Raw genomic sequence first — 15,545 nt, 5'->3', positions numbered from 1 at the left:
ATGCGGCGGTCGAGCTGGCCCGTGCCGCGATGGCTGGCGATCTGCTTCATCGAATTCTGGCGCGGCGTGCCCCTTGTCACCGTGCTTTTCATGGCTGCGGTGATGCTGCCGCTCTTCCTCCCCGAAGGGGCGAGCGTCAACAAGCTGGCGCGCGCCCTGTTCGCCATCGCCGTGTTCGCGAGCGCCTATATGGCGGAGGTGATTCGCGGCGGATTGCAGAGCGTTCCCGAAAATCAGGTGACAGCAGGGCGAGCGCTGGGTTTGCGCTATTCACAAATCCTCGCGCTCGTTATTCTTCCACAGGCAATTCGTAGCGCGCTGCCGGGTATTGCGGGCACGTTCATCGGCCTTTTGAAAGACACGACGCTCGTCCTAGTCATTGGATTATTTGACTTCCTCGGCATGATACAACTCGCCGCCGCCGATCCGGCATGGTCCGCGTCGACGACAACCTTAACAGGCTACGCTTTCGCAGCACTTGTCTTTTGGAGCCTGTGCTATGCTATTGCACGAGTGAGCGCATACCTTGAGCGCGTGACGGCCGAGAGCCGACGCTAAACAGGATTATTTCCGGGGGAATACGTTATGGATCCAGATCTCGTGCGTCAGCAGGAAGAAGCACAACGCGTGGCCAGCGGAGCCGCGCCAAAACCGGCCGAGGAGTCACCTGCTCCCGCCGTGGCTCAGGTCGAATCGGTGGCGACGTTCGCGCCGGAAGTGACCTTTGCGGAACCCGTCGCGGAAGCACCCGCAGCTCCCGCATTCGAGCCCGGTCGCAAGCCGCCGCTTCCGCCGCATTGGCAGGCGGAAAGCAACGAACACGCGGCGGAGATACAGGCTCCGGCGCCCGCCGTCGAGGCCGAGGTTGTGGCGGTTGAGGCTCCGGTCTTCGAACCGGCTGTGGCGGAAGTTGCGGCGGTGGCTGCGGCCGTCGCGGCTGCTCCGGCTGCGGCTGCTCCGGCTCCGGCTGCGGCTGCGCTCGTCGAGAAGGCCCCCGCGCCGAAGAAGGCGGGCAATCCCAATCGGAACGCGCTTCCCCCCATGGGTCGCCGCAAGAAGGTTGAGGGCGAGCCGGTCAAGAAGGGCTTCTTCCGGGGCTGGCTGAAATTTGTGGTGCTGACGCTGGTCGGTGCTTTGCTCGGAGCGGGCGCTGGCTTCGGCGCTGTCCAGTATCTTCATCTTGCGCCGGAACAGCTGAACACGACGCTTGCCTATGGCGGCGGCGCGGGCGCGGTGCTTCTGGGGCTTTGGGCGCTTCTGCACTTCGACGTCTAGGGCGCGGATTCAACCTTCGAGCCCGGTCGCCGCGAGAAGCGCGCGGCATTGGACTCCTCGATAAAAATTCGGCCGGAACCGTGAATCGGTTCTGGCCTTTTTGTTGTCCGCCGATCGTATCGCAACGCTGGCGTCTGGCGAAAAGGGTGCGCCTCATGCGAAGCGCGCCCCTCCCTTTTACGGGCGAAGATCCAGCGGCACGTAATCGCGCTGCGGCTCGCCGATGTAAAGCTGACGCGGGCGACCAATCTTCTGCTCCGGATCGGCGATCATTTCTTTCCACTGCGCGATCCAGCCGACCGTGCGCGCCACAGCGAACAGCACGGTGAACATCGATGTCGGGAAGCCTAGCGCCTTCAGGGTGATGCCCGAGTAAAAGTCGATATTCGGATAGAGCTTCTTCTCGACGAAGTATTCGTCTTCGAGCGCGATGCGTTCAAGCTCAAGCGCCACCTGAAGCAGCGGGTCGTTCTTGACACCGACGATATCGAGCACTTCCTTGCAGGTCTTCTGCATCACGCGAGCGCGCGGGTCGTAGTTCTTGTAGACGCGGTGGCCGAAGCCCGACAGACGGAAATTGTCGTTCTTGTCCTTCGCGCGCTTGATGAACTCGGGGATGCGGTCGACCGTGCCGATCTCCATCAGCATCTTCAGCGCCGCCTCGTTTGCGCCGCCATGCGCCGGCCCCCACAGGCAGGCGATGCCGGCTGCGATACATGCGAAGGGGTTTGCACCGGACGAGCCCGCGAGCCGCACCGTGGAGGTGGAGGCGTTTTGCTCATGGTCCGCGTGGAGCACGAAGATGCGGTCCATCGCGCGGCTGAGCACGGGATTGACCTTGTACTCTTCGCACGGCACCGCGAACATCATGTAGAGGAAGTTCGACGCGTAATCGAGCTGGTTGTTCGGGTAGATGAACGGCTGTCCGATGGAGTATTTGAACGCCGTCGCCGCAATGGTCGGCATCTTCGCGATCATGCGGATGGCCGCGAGGTCGCGCTGTACCGGATCGTTGATGTCGATGGAGTCGTGGTAGAACGCGGCGAGCGCGCCGACCGTGCCCACCATGACGGCCATCGGGTGCGCGTCGCGGCGGAAGCCGGAGAAGAACTTGTTCATCTGCTCGTGGATCATCGTGTGATAGGTCACACGATTGCGGAATTGCAGATATTCCTGCTTGTTCGGCAGTTCTCCGTACAGAAGAAGATGGCACGTCTCAAGGAAGTTGCCGTTCTCCGCGAGCTGATCGATCGGATAGCCGCGATAGAGAAGAACGCCCTTGTCGCCGTCGATGAAGGTGATGTCGGATTTGCACGACGCGGTCGAGGTGAAGCCCGGGTCGTAGGTGAAGGCGCCGGATTGCCCGTAGAGTTTGGATATGTCGACCACGTCGGGGCCGACGGAGCCGGAATAGACCGGCAGTTCGATCTGCTTGTTCTGGAGGGTCAAGGTAGCCGAGCCGTTAGGCTTGGCGTCACCCTTGTGATGTGCGGAGTTGGTATCGGTCGAGCTCATGCTCGCCTCCTGGTGACGTTATGCCGCGCGCGGGAGGCGCGTAGGGTGTCGTGAGGGTGACACGCCATCGCCTAATTGGCTAGCACATTTTGCACTGCACACTTTGCGTGCAATCGCACATTATCGCGAGCACAATCCCGGCTTTTCCGACGTCAATGCGGGTGATGCCTGCGCGTTCCCGAGCGAGGTCTCGTCACATTGAGGCATAGTGTATGCCAGAGGCGCGGCTCACGAAAACTTGAGCTGTTTCGTCAACCTGCGGCGTTAATTTCAGGGCCCTTTGGCGATTCGGGAGAATCACGAAAAGCTCTCGCGACTTGCTCTAGCGGCGAGGGCTTTAGCGGTGCGATTCCGACATTCTCTCGCGAGCAAGCCACTGTAACTTTCTGATGGCATTTAAGCGCGACCGGCGACCGGGGACTCAATGGCAAACTCGCTCCGCTACCCGGCCTGATCGGCGATGCGCGCCAGCGCCTCGTCGCGGCCGAGGACGGCGAGTACGTCGAATACCGGCGGCGATACCGTGCGGCCGGTGGCGGCGGCGCGGAGCGGCTGCGCGATATTGCCGAGCTTTGCGCCAGTCTCTTCAGCATAGGCGCGCGTGGCGGCTTCAATCGAGGCTACGTCCCAGGTTTCGAGCGCGGCGAAGCGCTGATGCAGCGCGGCGAGATGTTTCCGCGCCTCCGGAGAGAGAATTTTCGCGGCCTTCTCGTCCGGTTGGATAGGCACGCGGTCAGCCACAATGGTCACACCGGAAATTGTCGAATTCGACGCATTTAGATCACCGCGAGCCTCAATTGGCTGAAGAGTTGCAACAAGATATTCCGCCGACTTTACAAGTTCTTTAATCGTCTTCGCCCGCTCTTTAAGACCAGGCATTGCGGCTTCGAGCTGCTGCCAAGTATTTTCATTGGCTCTGGCGCAAAAATAATCAGCATCTTCCAGCGTGGGCAGCACCTCGCGGATGTAGCGCACCAGCTCCGCATCGGGCGTGTTGCGGATGTAGACGCCGTTCAGGTTTTCGAGCTTGGCGAAGTCGAAGCGCGAGGGTGAGCGGCCGATGGCGTCGAGGTCGAACCAGTCGGCGGCCTGCGCGGTGGTGAAGATCTCATCGTCGCCATGGCCCCAGCCGAGTCTTGCGAGATAGTTGCGCATCGCGTCAGGCAGATAGCCCATCGCGCGGTAAGCATCGACGCCAAGCGCGCCGTGCCGCTTCGACAGCTTCGCGCCGTCCGGCCCGTGGATCAGCGGGATATGCGCGAAGGTCGGCACGTCCCAACCCATGGCGTTGTAGATTTGCTTCTGACGCGCGGCGTTGGTCAGGTGGTCGTCGCCGCGAATGACGTGCGTGATGCCCATATCGTGGTCGTCCACCACCACGGCGAGCATATAGGTCGGCGTGCCATCCGAGCGCAGCAGCACCATGTCGTCGAGGTCTTTGTTGGCCCACTGCACGCGACCCTGCACCTCGTCCTCGACCACCGTCTCGCCCTCACGCGGTGCTTTTAGCCGGATGACGAACGGTGCATCCGGGGCGGGCGGCGTCCTGCCGTCGCGATACGGCGAACTGAAAACCCTGGGCTTTGCCGCAAGCGCTGCTTCGAGCCGCGCGATTTCCTCGGCTGAAGCCCCAGCCTTTTTCGCTTCGGAGAGAGCCTTGCGAGCCGCGTCGGCCTCCGCCCGATAGGCTTCAAGTTCCTCGGGCGTCGAGTAGCAACGATAGGCGTTGCCGCTTTCGAGAAGCTGATAGGCGACTTCCTTATGTCGTTCGGCGCGCGCGAACTGGAACACCGGCTCGCCCTCCCAGTCGAGGCCGAGCCACTGCAACCCGTCGAGGATCGCTGCGATGGCCGCATCCGTCGAGCGCGCGCGGTCCGTATCCTCGATGCGCAGCAGGAATCGCCCGCCCGTGTGCTTCGCATAAAGCCAGTTGAACAGCGCGGTGCGCGCGCCGCCGATATGCAGGAAGCCGGTGGGGGATGGGGCAAAGCGTGTCACCACGCCCGATGCGGACGCCATGGGAAGACCTTCCATTTTCGCGGGTTAGAGCGCCGGACTTCAGATGCGACCCACGGATGGGGTCAGCGGCTTTGTCGCATCTAAAGTCCATAAGCGCTCTAAGGCTGTAAAAGTTTTAGCGAGGCTTATGGATCTGAAATCGGCAAAGCAAATCGCCACGAAGGGAAACCGATTTCAGATCCGCCACGCTAGGATCGTTGGCAGCGATGTAGCACGATGTGCGACCGATTGGTAGGGCGGGCGACTGCCAAGGCGTGGCGGCTGGAGGCGGTCAAGTAGCTTTGCCACGACCATTCCTGTGGACATTTTCGCCGCGCGGCGCTGTAAGATGTGCCGGATCGGCGAAAATGGGTGGTGGGGCGTGAGCATTGTCGTACCGGCGGAACTGCGCGAGCCGCGCGGCGGGCGGTTTTCGCGCGCGCTGGCGACGGCGGGGCGTGCGCTGGCAACCGAACTCGACGCCGAGCAGGGACGTTGGTTCTTGTGGATTCCGGTGTTCTTCGGCGCGGGCGTCGGCGCCTATTTCGCGCTTCCCGCCGAGCCGGATCTGTCGCTGTCGGGCGGTTGCTGCTGCTTGCGCTGAGCCTGCGTATTCTGGCGCGGACGCAGCTTTTCGCCTTCCTGCTGACGACGATCATCCTTTGCGCGAGCGCGGGCTTCTTCGCGGCGAAAGTACGCACGGCTATCGTGGCGGCTCCGGTGCTCGAACGGCACGGCGCCTACAGCATCGAGGGCGTTGTCGAGCAGTTCGACCGGCAGACGGAGAAACGCGCCCGCGCGATCATTCGCCTGTCGAGCCTCAAATATGATGACGCCGAGATGCGGGCACGGCCCTTCCGCGTGCGCGTGAGCCTTCGCGGCGATGTGGACCTTCGTCCCGGCGAAGCGATCCGGTTCCGCGCCATCCTTGGACCGCCGCCCGAGCCGGTCATGCCTGGCGGCTACGATTTCGCGCGCGCGAGCTATTATCAGGCCATCGGCGGATCGGGCTATTCGCTGACGAAGCCGGAGAAAATCGAGGGCCGCGCGCTGCCGTGGGACATGGTGCCCCGCACGTGGCTCGCGGATCTGCGCGGGCGCATCGGCGAGCGCATCAAGGCCGCGCTGCCGGGCCAGACGGGCGAGATCGCCGCCGCGCTGACGGTCGGCCAGACGGCGGGTCTCGACGAGAAGTCGATGGACGACCTGCGCGCGTCGGGCCTCGCGCACATCATCTCGATATCCGGGATGCATATGTCGCTCGTCGCGGGCGGCATGTTCTGGTTCGTGCGATGGGTGCTCGCGCTGTTTCCGTCGATCGCGCTGCGCTACTCCACGCGCGGACTTGCGGCGATGGCCGCGCTTTTCGTGGTGACGGTCTACCTCGCTCTGTCGGGCGCGGCTGTGGGGGCGGTGCGCGCCTATCTCATGATTGCGGTGGTGTTCCTCGCGATCCTGTTGAACCGCCCTGCTCTCTCGCTCCGTAATGTCGCGCTGGCGGGCCTCGTCATCCTCGTCGTGCTGCCGGACAGCCTCATCGACATCAGCTTCCAGATGTCGTTCGCCGCCACCGCCGCGCTGATCGCGGGCTACGAGCGGTTCGGGCGGTATCTGCATTTCGAGGCGCGCAATATCCGCGAGCGGCTCGCGTGGCAGCCGGTGTATCTCCTCGGCGGTGTTCTGGTGACTACGGCAACGGCGGGCCTCGCGGTCGAGCCGTTCTCCGCCTACCACTTCCATACGCTGACGACTTACGCCGCGCTCGGCAATCTCGTCGGCGGCCCGCCCGTCGATTTCATCGCCATGCCCGCGATGATCGTTGCGCTCATCGCCATGCCCTTCGGGCTGGAGGACGCGCCGCTTGCCGCGATGGGCGTCGGCGTCGATGCCATGATGGCGGTCGCGCATTGGGTCGGCGGGCTGCCGGGTTCGACCGTTCCTGTGGCGGCGTTTCCCTTCGCGGCGCTGCTCTTGATTGTGTCGGGCGGCCTCTGGCTGGTGATCTGGCGGCGGTCGTGGCGCGTGCTGGGCCTTGGCTTGATCGGCGTCGGTGTGGCGATGACGTCCATCCATGCGCGGCCCGACATCCTCGTCGACCGGGACGCGAAGCTCGTCGCCGTGCGCGACCGCGAAGGCCGCCTGCAAGCGCCGAAGACGCGCCGCGCGTCATACGCGCTCCAGCAATGGCTCAGGGCGGATGGCGATACGCGGAAGCCCAAGGAAGCGGCCACCGGCGCGGGTTGGCAATGCGACCGCACGAGTTGCGTTTCGATGGTGAAGGGGCGGCTCGTCAGCCTGATCGCGCGGCCCGACGCCATCGAGGAAGACTGCCGCCGCGCTGCGATCCTCGTCATGCCGATGGACCTTGCGCGGCCATGTCCCGCGCCGAAGCTCGTGCTCGACCGCGGCGCGCTGTGGGAGCGGGGCGCGGCCGCGATTTCGCTTGGCGATGGCGCGATGGCGGTGACGAGGGCATCGGAGGGGCGCGGGGACAGGCCGTGGTCGCCCACTCGGCGAAAGCGCGAAAAGATACGCGCGGAGGTTGAAGGCGACGAACCCGCCGAACACTGACCGCCATTCCCGCGTGCCTTCGCAACCGATCTCGATCGACATGGAAAAATACCTGTCGAAAACATCAATACTCTCACGCCCATTTCATCGGCCAAGCCTTTGCAAAGGCACGGCTTGTATGATTGTGTTCGCAAACGACTGGTGCGACGGCAAATTTATTGCCGATCAACTTTTGTTACAATTTGATGAAGATTGTTACCTGTATGCGCGCTATATGATTCCATGTGGGCATCAAGATTCGCAGGTTCGCGAAACGGGGGTCGACATGCATCGAACCGAACGAGAGTTCGAGTTGCGTGCCGCGTCGGATTGTAATCGTCCTGTTCGCGCCGGTAGGGTGGGCGCAAGTCTTTTAGCGTTGGGTTTTTGTCTCAGTCTCGCAGCGTGCGCGGAGGATTTGTCTTATCCGAGCGTCGCGGGCATATCGGACATCGGTACGGTGCTCTCCAGAGAAGAGCGTCAGAAAACGGTGGAAGATCTGCAAAAACAGCAGAACCACGCGGCTTCCGGGCGTACCGAGGCAGCCGACACAAAGTCGAAGAGCGACTAAAGCCGGTTTCCGATCGGATCGCAGCCTAGTCCGGTCGGACACGGTCTCTGCCCGATTTTCAGGGACCGGCATCCGCTCGCTCTAAACGCTCTGAATGATGTCCTGATGGGGGACTGGAACGGGGAAGGACGCGAGTTCTTCCCCGTTCCTTATTACGCGCAGCATTTCATATCGTGTCGCCGCTGCGCTCCTCGCGCCTCGGGTCAGCGCGTCCGACACCCGCGCCCAGCTTCGGCTCGTACCTGCACCGTAATCCCTCTCGCACCCTTATTGGCGCAAAGCTCCATGGACAGGGGCGGCGCTCCGGCTTTATAGGTAGTCAGGCGCCGGGCAAGCACCCCGCGCTTTGCTATTCAGGAACATCCAACCATGACCGAAGAATTCCACCGCATCAAACGACTGCCGCCTTACGTGTTCGAGCAAGTGAACAAGCTCAAGGCAGCAGCACGAGCGCGTGGGGAAGACATCATCGATCTGGGGATGGGCAATCCGGACCTACCGACGCCCGACCACATCACCGAAAAGCTGATCGAGACGGTCGGCAAGCCGCGCACGAACCGCTATTCCGCGTCGCGCGGCATTCCGGGACTGCGGCGCGCGCAGGCAGGGTATTATGACCGCCGCTTCGGCGTGAAGCTGAACCCTGACACGCAGGTTGTGGCCACGCTCGGCTCGAAGGAAGGCTTCGCCAACATGGCGCAGGCCATTACCGCGCCTGGCGATCTGGTCCTCGTGCCGAGCCCGACCTATCCGATCCACGAATTCGGCTTCATCATCTCGGGCGGCACCATCCGCCACGTGCCGGCGAGCGTGGACGACACGTTCCTTAGCGCGGTCGACAAGGCCGTGAAGCACAGCGTGCCGAAGCCGCTCGCGCTCATCATATCCTATCCGTCCAACCCGACGGCGCTGATGGCGAGCCTCGACTTCTACAAGGAAGTCATCGACTACGCGAAGAAGCACGATCTCATCGTGCTATCCGATGTCGCCTATGCCGAAATCTACTTCGACGACAACCCGCCGCCGTCCATCCTTCAGGTGCCGGGCGCGTTCGATGTCGCGGTGGAGTTCACGTCGCTGTCGAAGACCTATTCCATGCCCGGCTGGCGCATGGGCTTCTGCGTCGGCAACGAGCGGCTCTGCGCGGCACTCGCGCGCGTGAAGTCGTATCTCGATTACGGTGCATTCACGCCGATCCAGGTCGCCGCGACCGCCGCGCTGAACGGCCCGCAGGAGTGCGTCGAGGAGATGCGCCAGATCTACAAGCGCCGCCGCGATTGCCTCGTGGAGACATTCGAGCGCGCGGGCTGGCCGATCCCTGCTCCGGGCGGCACGATGTTCGCCTGGGCGCCGCTGCCTCCCGGCTGGGAGAAGGTCGGCTCGCTCGAATTCTCGAAGCTGCTGCTTGAGAAGGCTGGCGTCGCCGTCTCGCCCGGTCTCGGCTTCGGCGAATATGGCGAAGGCTTCGTCCGTATCGCGCTCGTCGAGAACGAGCACCGCATTCGGCAGGCGGCCCGCGCGGTCAAGAAGTTCCTGTCGTCGGGCGAGCAGACGTTGCACAACGTCATCCCCTTCGCCGAGGCTGGCGCGCGCTAAGCAGCCCGCCAAGTCATAAAGACCCTCCGCGTCGGAGCGCCGATTCGCCCTGCGCGGAGCGGCTCCGGCGTGACGGGTGCGGGCGGATTTCGACCCGCACGGCACCCCTGATGAGCATTGTCATCGTCAGGGATGCCGCCTCTGCCGCGACCGGCGACATCTCGCGCGGTCGACGAATGAGTTTGCATTTGCTCCCCTTTCAAAAGGACGAGAAGAGTCGCCACGGCTTCGGCCACTTCGAGAGGGATGATCCATGGACGCGCAGGACTTCCGCAGCTTCGGGCACCAGTTGATCGATTGGGTCGCGGATTACCGGGAGGGCCTCGCCAGCCGTCCCGTCATGAGCGAGGCGCAGCCGGGCGACATCCGCGCGAAGTTTCCCGCGCATCCCCCGCAGAAGGGCGGGCGGCTTGACGAAGCCGTGGCCGCACTCGACCGCGACGTGCTCCCCGGCATCACGCATTGGAACCACCCGAGCTTCTTCGCCTACTTCCCCAGCAATACGAGCTACGCGTCGATCCTCGCGGATCTCGTCATCGCCGGGCTTGGCGCGCAAGGCATGAGCTGGCAGACGAGCCCCGCTGCGACTGAGGTGGAGGAAGTCGTCATGGACTGGCTCCGGCAGATGGTGGGTCTTGGCGAGGCATTTACCGGCGTCATCCACGACACGGCCAGCACGGCGACCCTCACCGCGCTTCTCAGCGCCCGCGAGCGCGCGTCGAACTTCAGCCAGAACGGCCGGGGGCTTCAGTCGGGCGACGCGCCGCTTGTGGTCTATGCCTCCGACCAGAGCCACAGCAGCATCGAGAAGGCGGCGCTACTCGCCGGTTTCGGACGCGATCATCTGCGCCTCATCGAGACCGACGACGACCACGCGATCAGGCTCGATCTGCTGGAAGCGGCCATCGCCGAGGATGTGCGCCGCGGCTTGCGCCCGTGCGCCGTCATCGCCTGCATCGGCACCACGGGAACCACCGCCGTCGATCCGCTGGCGAAAATCGCCGACATCGCCGCGCGCTTCGGCCTGTGGCTCCACGTCGACGCCGCCATGGCGGGCACCGCGATGGTGCTGCCCGAATGCCGCGACCACTGGGCAGGCATCGAGTGCGCCGACTCGCTGGTGTTTAATCCGCACAAGTGGATGGGCGTCGGCTTCGACTTCAGCGCCTATTACGTGCGCGACCCGGAGCATCTGATCCGCGTCATGAGCACCAATCCGAGCTATCTCCAGACGAAGCAGGACGGCGCGGTGAAGAATTACCGCGATTGGCATATCCAGCTCGGCCGACGCTTCCGCGCGCTCAAGCTCTGGTTCCATCTGATGGATGTGGGTGTCGATGGCGTGCAGGCGCTCGTGCGCCGCGATCTCGTCAATGCGCAATGGTTCAAGGACCGGGTCGACGCCGCCGCCGATTGGGAACGCCTCGCACCCGTGCCGTTTCAGACCATCTGCCTCCGCCATGTCCCCGCCGCGCTGTCGGGCGACGAGGCCGCGCTGAAGGCGCACAATCTGGAGCTGGCGCGCAGGGTGAATGAAGGCGGCGAGGCCTATATCACGCCCGCCATCCTCAAGGGGAAGCAGATCCTGCGGGTGAGCATCGGCGCAACCGCGACTGAGCGCGCGGAGGTGCAAGCGCTGTGGGTACTGCTGAACGAGGCGGCGGCCGCTTCCGGTTAGGCGCATCGCGCCGCCGTCACTTGGCAATGCGTTGTCGCTCAGGCAATCTGTTGAGCCTTAAAGGTTGCGGCGCGCCGTGCGGCGCAATTCCGCATAAGCCGTGCGTTCAAGGTCGCGCGGCTCGCGCTCACCTCCGGCGTCGTCAGCCCGATGCCGGATCAATTCACGCCGAGTTTCACCGTTGCCTCGATCTGCGGCTTCATCTCCCGAACGATGGCGACGTTTTGCGCCGGCGGCTCCTTCGCGAGTTCCTCGCCAGCCTTATCGAGGTTTTCCTTGAGCTTCGCCTTCTGCTTCTCGTTCAGGAGCCCGAGCTTCTCAAGCTCCTTCATGGCGTTGTCCTTGTGCTTGTCGAGCGTATCGCGCGCCACGCCCCGCGACGGCCCAACCGTCAGATGCAGGTATGCCTGAGCGATGGCGCGGCCCGTGTCGGCCCAATCGGCCACATCGGTGAAGCCGTGCTTCCCGGCGATGGCCTTCGCTTCAGTCTTGAGCCTGGATTTTTTCACCGCCTTGACGACGGCGCCGATGGGATTTTTCGAGGCATCCTGATCCGCGCTCGCCTGAAGTCCCTCGGTGATCGCGATGGCGCGCATCTCGGTGAAGGAATCGAGGAAACGCGTCACGCTTTCGCGCGTGAGGCCTCCATCCTTCGCGGCCGCTGATCCAATGGTCGGACTGACAGTTGCCGCAAGCGTCATTAGAATGGCAGCGATCAGTTTTTGCAGGTCGATTTTCCGAAAGTCGTTCACGCCCAGATCCATATTTTCGCCCCCGGCTTGCCGCACCTGCCCGTGATCCCCCGAAATCTTGGTGAAATAACGGAGACGCCATCTTGGACGCCCACGATAACGCGAAGCTGACCCCGCCGAAGATGACGGCCGCCGAGGTGAGCGCCTTTCTCGTGCAGGTTTTCCCGCAGTTCGCCATCGGGCGCTCCTATAAGATCGAGGAAACCCGGCACGGCTTCGCGCGCATGCGCATGGTCTACGGCGATCACCTGCTGAGACCGGGCGGCACGATTTCGGGCCCCGCGATGTTCACGCTCGCCGATGTGGCGATGTATGCGGCCGTGCTCGCCACCATCGGCCCGGTCGCGCTCGCGGTCACGACGAGCCTCACGATCAACTTTCTCCGCAAGCCCGAGCCGCGCGACATGATCGGCGAGGCGCGCATGCTGAAGCTCGGCAAGCGGCTCGCGGTCGGCGAGATCGGGCTCGTGTCGGAGGGCGAGAGCGAGCTGGCGGCGCACGCGACAGCGACCTATTCCGTGCCGCCGCATTGAGGTATCACTATACCGTGTGATGCGGTATTATGATACCATTCTCGTAACGCGTTGTTTTTACGTGGTTATTATTCGCCATGCGCCGCTTGTGTGCCGTTGACACGGCCCGCTGCGTCAACTACTTATTGTCGCCAATCGGGCCATGCGGCCCCCTTTTTTATTGGAGCCCGGCCCGTCCGGACATTCTCTCATGGCAACCTTTTCCGCTAAACCATCCGATATCGAGAAGAAGTGGATTCTGATCGATGCCGAGGGCCTCGTGGTCGGCCGCCTGGCGACGATCATCGCGAATCGCCTGCGCGGCAAGCATAAGCCCACCTTCACGCCGCACATGGACGACGGCGATAACATCATTGTCATCAACGCCGCGAAGGTCGTCTTCACCGGCAACAAGTTGCACGACAAGATCTACTATCGCCACACCAATCATCCCGGCGGCATCAAGGAACGGCGTCCGTTCGAGGTGCTCGGCAGCAAGTTCCCCGGTCGCGTGCTTGAAAAGGCCGTTGAGCGCATGGTTCCGCGCGGTCCGCTCGGCCGTCAGCAGATGACGAACCTTCGCATCTATCCGGGTGCGGAGCATCCGCACGCGGCGCAAAATCCTGAGACGCTCGATGTCCGGGCTCTGAATTCCAAGAACGTGGCGAGGGTTCGCTAATGTCTGAGACAGCAAAGACTTTTTCGGGTCTCGACAAGGGCGCCGCTGCGGCCGCTCCTGTGGCCGATGACCGTTCGCGTCCGGTTCACGTGCAGAAGCTCGACGCTCACGGTCGCGCCTATGCGACCGGCAAGCGCAAGAACGCCGTCGCCCGCGTCTGGGTGAAGCCCGGCGTCGGCAAGATCGTGGTCAACGACAAGGATCATGAGGCATATTTCGCGCGTCCGGTGCTCCAGATGATCCTGAAGCAGCCGCTCGTGACCGCCAACCGCCTCAGCCAATACGACATCTACGCGACTGTCGCCGGCGGCGGCCTTTCGGGTCAGGCGGGCGCGGTGCGTCACGGCCTGTCGAAGGCGCTCACCTATTACGAGCCGGAGCTTCGCACGATCCTCAAGAAGGAAGGCTTCCTCACCCGCGACAGCCGCGTGGTGGAACGCAAGAAGTACGGCAAGGCCAAGGCCCGCCGCAGCTTCCAGTTCTCGAAGCGCTAACGGCGAGGGCGCTTCGGGCGCTTCTCATCGATTTCCTGTCGATCAACCCGCCTTCCGGTGTTACACCGAAAGGCGGGTTTTTTATTGCGATGCCAGCGTCACCTCATCGGGCAATGGAGGTGAGCGGGGTCCGCAAAGAGGCTTGATATGCCAAATACCACGGGCAAAAAAATTAAAATCGGCGTGATCGGAGCGAGCGGCTACACGGGAGCGGATCTCATCCGCCTTGCCGCCTGCCATCCGGGCATGGAAATCTCGGCGCTCGCGGCGAACACGCACGCGGGCAAGCCGCTGGCGGACGTTTTCCCGCATCTCGGCTTCGTCGACGCGCCGCCGCTCGTCAAGGCGGAGGAGGTCGACTGGTCGAGCCTCGACGCCGTGTTCTGCGGCCTTCCGCACGGCACCGCGCAGGACATCATCGCCACGCTGCCTGAAAGCGTGAAGGTGATCGACATGTCCGCCGACTTCCGGCTGAAGGACACGTCCACCTACGCGAAATGGTATGGCCGCGAGCACGCCGCGACGCATCTCCTCGAAGGCGCGGCCTACGGGCTGACCGAGCATAATCGCGAGGCGATCCGGGCCGCGCGGCTCGTCGCTTGCCCCGGCTGCTATCCGACCGCAACGCTGCTTGCGCTGCTTCCTCTCGTCGCCGCGAAGCTGGTCGACGCGTCCGACATCATCGTCGACGCCAAGTCGGGCGTGTCCGGCGCGGGGCGCTCGCTGAAGCAGAACATCCTGTTCTCGGAGGCGGGCGAAGGGCTTTCGCCCTACGCCATCGCGGGCCACCGTCACGCACCCGAAATCGAGCAGGAAATCTCGAAGGCGGCGGGCGCGAACGTGTTCGTCAATTTCACGCCGCATCTCGTGCCGATGAGCCGGGGCGAACTGGTCACGTGCTATGTGCGGCTCGCTGGCAGCCACACCGCCGCCGATCTCGCCGCCGCGTTGGCCGAGCGCTACGCGGGCGAGCCTTTCGTTAAGCTCGCGCCGAAGGGCACGCTGCCCTCAACGCAGTTCGTACGCGGATCGAATTTCTGCCTGATCGGTGTCTATGCCGACCGCATTCCCGGCAGGGCCATCGTCGTCTCCACCATCGACAACCTCGTGAAGGGGTCTGCCGGACAAGCGGTGCAGAACTTCAACCTCATGTTCGGCTTCGAGGAAACGGCGGGCATCGCCCAGCAACCGCTGTTCCCTTGATCCTTCAGGGGCACTTGCATTGGAAACACAGCAGGGCAAAAAATCCGATCTATACCGAAATGACATAAACTCGTGCCGGCCGGTGTGGTAAGAGCGGCTATCTCACGAATCATAGACTTTCGTTCGGCATCAGAGGACACCATGGTCCGAAACGTTCTCATCGCCGTCTTGGCCGTCGCGCTGGCGGGCGTCGCCTATCAATATCAGCAGGTTGCTGCTTCGGTCGACCAGCAGGCGAAGCTTGTGACCGAAACGCGGGACAAGGCCGAAAAGGAATTGCAGGCCTTGCGTGACAAGCTCGCGGCGGAAGAACGCGCGCGGCAGGTTGTCGAAAAGGACTCGAAGGCCGTGTCCGCAAAGCTTGCCGAGGAACAGACGGCGCGCGATGCTGCCGAGCATGCAGTGAAAGCTGCGCAAACGAAGCAGGCCGAGCTTCAAAGCGCGCTCGATGCCGCCCAGCAGGAGGCCCGCCAGGCTCACGAGTCGCTCGATCGGGTTCAGCGCGAGAAGGAAAACGCCGAGCTGACCGCCAAGCAGGCGCTTGAAACGCTCGCCCGCGAAAAGAAGCCGGGGCAAGGGCCGCGAGGCTGAGACGCCGCTCGCAAAATTGCTTCGCCAGAAATGGGGATCTGGTCGGGTTAACAGCCTGACCGGCGCATTCGTCTGGAACTATAAAGAGAGTGCTTTTTGCTATCGGATGGCCGACCATCCGAATTTAACTA

General features: G+C 63.3%; 15 protein-coding genes. 12 read left to right on the top strand and 3 right to left on the bottom strand.

Features of this window, described 5'->3' with window-relative positions:
• Together T281_RS11710 and T281_RS11705 are read left to right on the top strand one after the other, a co-directional pair.
• Window positions 1-558, top strand: a 558-nt coding sequence (locus T281_RS11710; RefSeq protein WP_037238976.1) for an amino acid ABC transporter permease, incomplete at its 5' end; no start/stop codon positions are given.
• Window positions 559-585: 27 nt separating this feature from the next.
• Complete coding sequence (locus T281_RS11705) at window positions 586-1,275, top strand: hypothetical protein (RefSeq protein WP_037238974.1); 690 nt, start codon at window positions 586-588, stop codon at window positions 1,273-1,275.
• Window positions 1,276-1,452: 177 nt separating this feature from the next.
• Here the strand turns inward: T281_RS11705 and gltA are convergent, their stop codons facing one another.
• Window positions 1,453-2,790, bottom strand: a complete 1,338-nt coding sequence (gene gltA, locus T281_RS11700) for a citrate synthase (RefSeq protein WP_052037411.1) — start codon at window positions 2,788-2,790, stop codon at window positions 1,453-1,455.
• A gap of 441 nt (window positions 2,791-3,231) precedes the next feature.
• Complete coding sequence (gene gltX / locus T281_RS11695; RefSeq protein ID WP_037238982.1) at window positions 3,232-4,809, bottom strand: glutamate--tRNA ligase; 1,578 nt, start codon at window positions 4,807-4,809, stop codon at window positions 3,232-3,234.
• Window positions 4,810-5,170: 361 nt separating this feature from the next.
• Between gltX and T281_RS19130 the strand changes: the two genes are divergently transcribed.
• From T281_RS19130 to T281_RS11670, 5 genes are all read left to right on the top strand, one after another.
• A complete protein-coding gene (locus tag T281_RS19130; RefSeq protein WP_162173163.1) occupies window positions 5,171-5,392 on the top strand; it encodes a hypothetical protein in 222 nt (73 codons plus the stop codon).
• Window positions 5,374-7,359 (top strand): ComEC/Rec2 family competence protein, encoded by a 1,986-nt coding sequence (locus T281_RS11685; protein WP_037238970.1) that lies wholly within the window; start codon window positions 5,374-5,376, stop codon window positions 7,357-7,359. The genes T281_RS19130 and T281_RS11685 overlap by 19 nt, the downstream gene beginning before the upstream one ends.
• Window positions 7,360-7,399: 40 nt before the next feature.
• Entirely contained in the window at window positions 7,400-7,909 is a 510-nt protein-coding gene (locus T281_RS11680) for a hypothetical protein (protein WP_155955219.1), read from the top strand.
• A gap of 369 nt (window positions 7,910-8,278) precedes the next feature.
• A complete protein-coding gene (locus tag T281_RS11675; RefSeq protein WP_037238965.1) occupies window positions 8,279-9,505 on the top strand; it encodes an LL-diaminopimelate aminotransferase in 1,227 nt (408 codons plus the stop codon).
• A gap of 253 nt (window positions 9,506-9,758) precedes the next feature.
• The gene (locus tag T281_RS11670; RefSeq protein WP_037238962.1) at window positions 9,759-11,183 is read left to right on the top strand and encodes a pyridoxal phosphate-dependent decarboxylase family protein; all 1,425 of its coding nucleotides are present in this window, start codon (window positions 9,759-9,761) and stop codon (window positions 11,181-11,183) included.
• A gap of 158 nt (window positions 11,184-11,341) precedes the next feature.
• Here T281_RS11670 and T281_RS11665 read toward each other — a convergent pair whose 3' ends face one another.
• Complete coding sequence (locus tag T281_RS11665) at window positions 11,342-11,947, bottom strand: hypothetical protein (RefSeq protein ID WP_155955218.1); 606 nt, start codon at window positions 11,945-11,947, stop codon at window positions 11,342-11,344.
• A 95-nt stretch (window positions 11,948-12,042) separates the two neighbouring features.
• On the opposite strand from T281_RS11665, the gene T281_RS11660 reads away from it, so the two are divergent.
• The 5 genes from T281_RS11660 to T281_RS11640 all read left to right on the top strand — a co-directional run bounded on the left by T281_RS11660 (window position 12,043) and on the right by T281_RS11640 (window position 15,414).
• Entirely contained in the window at window positions 12,043-12,468 is a 426-nt protein-coding gene (locus T281_RS11660; RefSeq protein WP_420834878.1) for a PaaI family thioesterase, read from the top strand.
• A gap of 190 nt (window positions 12,469-12,658) precedes the next feature.
• Entirely contained in the window at window positions 12,659-13,126 is a 468-nt protein-coding gene (rplM, locus tag T281_RS11655) for a 50S ribosomal protein L13 (RefSeq protein WP_037238957.1), read from the top strand.
• Window positions 13,126-13,620, top strand: a complete 495-nt coding sequence (rpsI, locus tag T281_RS11650) for a 30S ribosomal protein S9 (RefSeq protein ID WP_037238955.1) — start codon at window positions 13,126-13,128, stop codon at window positions 13,618-13,620. Before rplM ends, rpsI begins: the two co-directional genes overlap by 1 nt.
• 147 nt (window positions 13,621-13,767) lie before the next feature.
• Window positions 13,768-14,823, top strand: a complete 1,056-nt coding sequence (gene argC, locus T281_RS11645) for an N-acetyl-gamma-glutamyl-phosphate reductase (protein WP_037238952.1) — start codon at window positions 13,768-13,770, stop codon at window positions 14,821-14,823.
• Window positions 14,824-14,964: 141 nt separating this feature from the next.
• On the top strand, window positions 14,965-15,414 hold the full coding sequence (locus tag T281_RS11640; protein WP_037238949.1) for a hypothetical protein: 450 nt from the start codon (window positions 14,965-14,967) through the stop codon (window positions 15,412-15,414).
• Window positions 15,415-15,545: the final 131 nt, after the last annotated feature.

Source organism: Rhodomicrobium udaipurense JA643 (assembly GCF_000636015.1).
Taxonomy (GTDB): Bacteria; Pseudomonadota; Alphaproteobacteria; order Rhizobiales; family Rhodomicrobiaceae; genus Rhodomicrobium; species Rhodomicrobium udaipurense.
The sequence above is the reverse complement of the archived record's forward strand: the minus strand, read 5'-3'. Positions and strand labels throughout refer to the sequence as shown.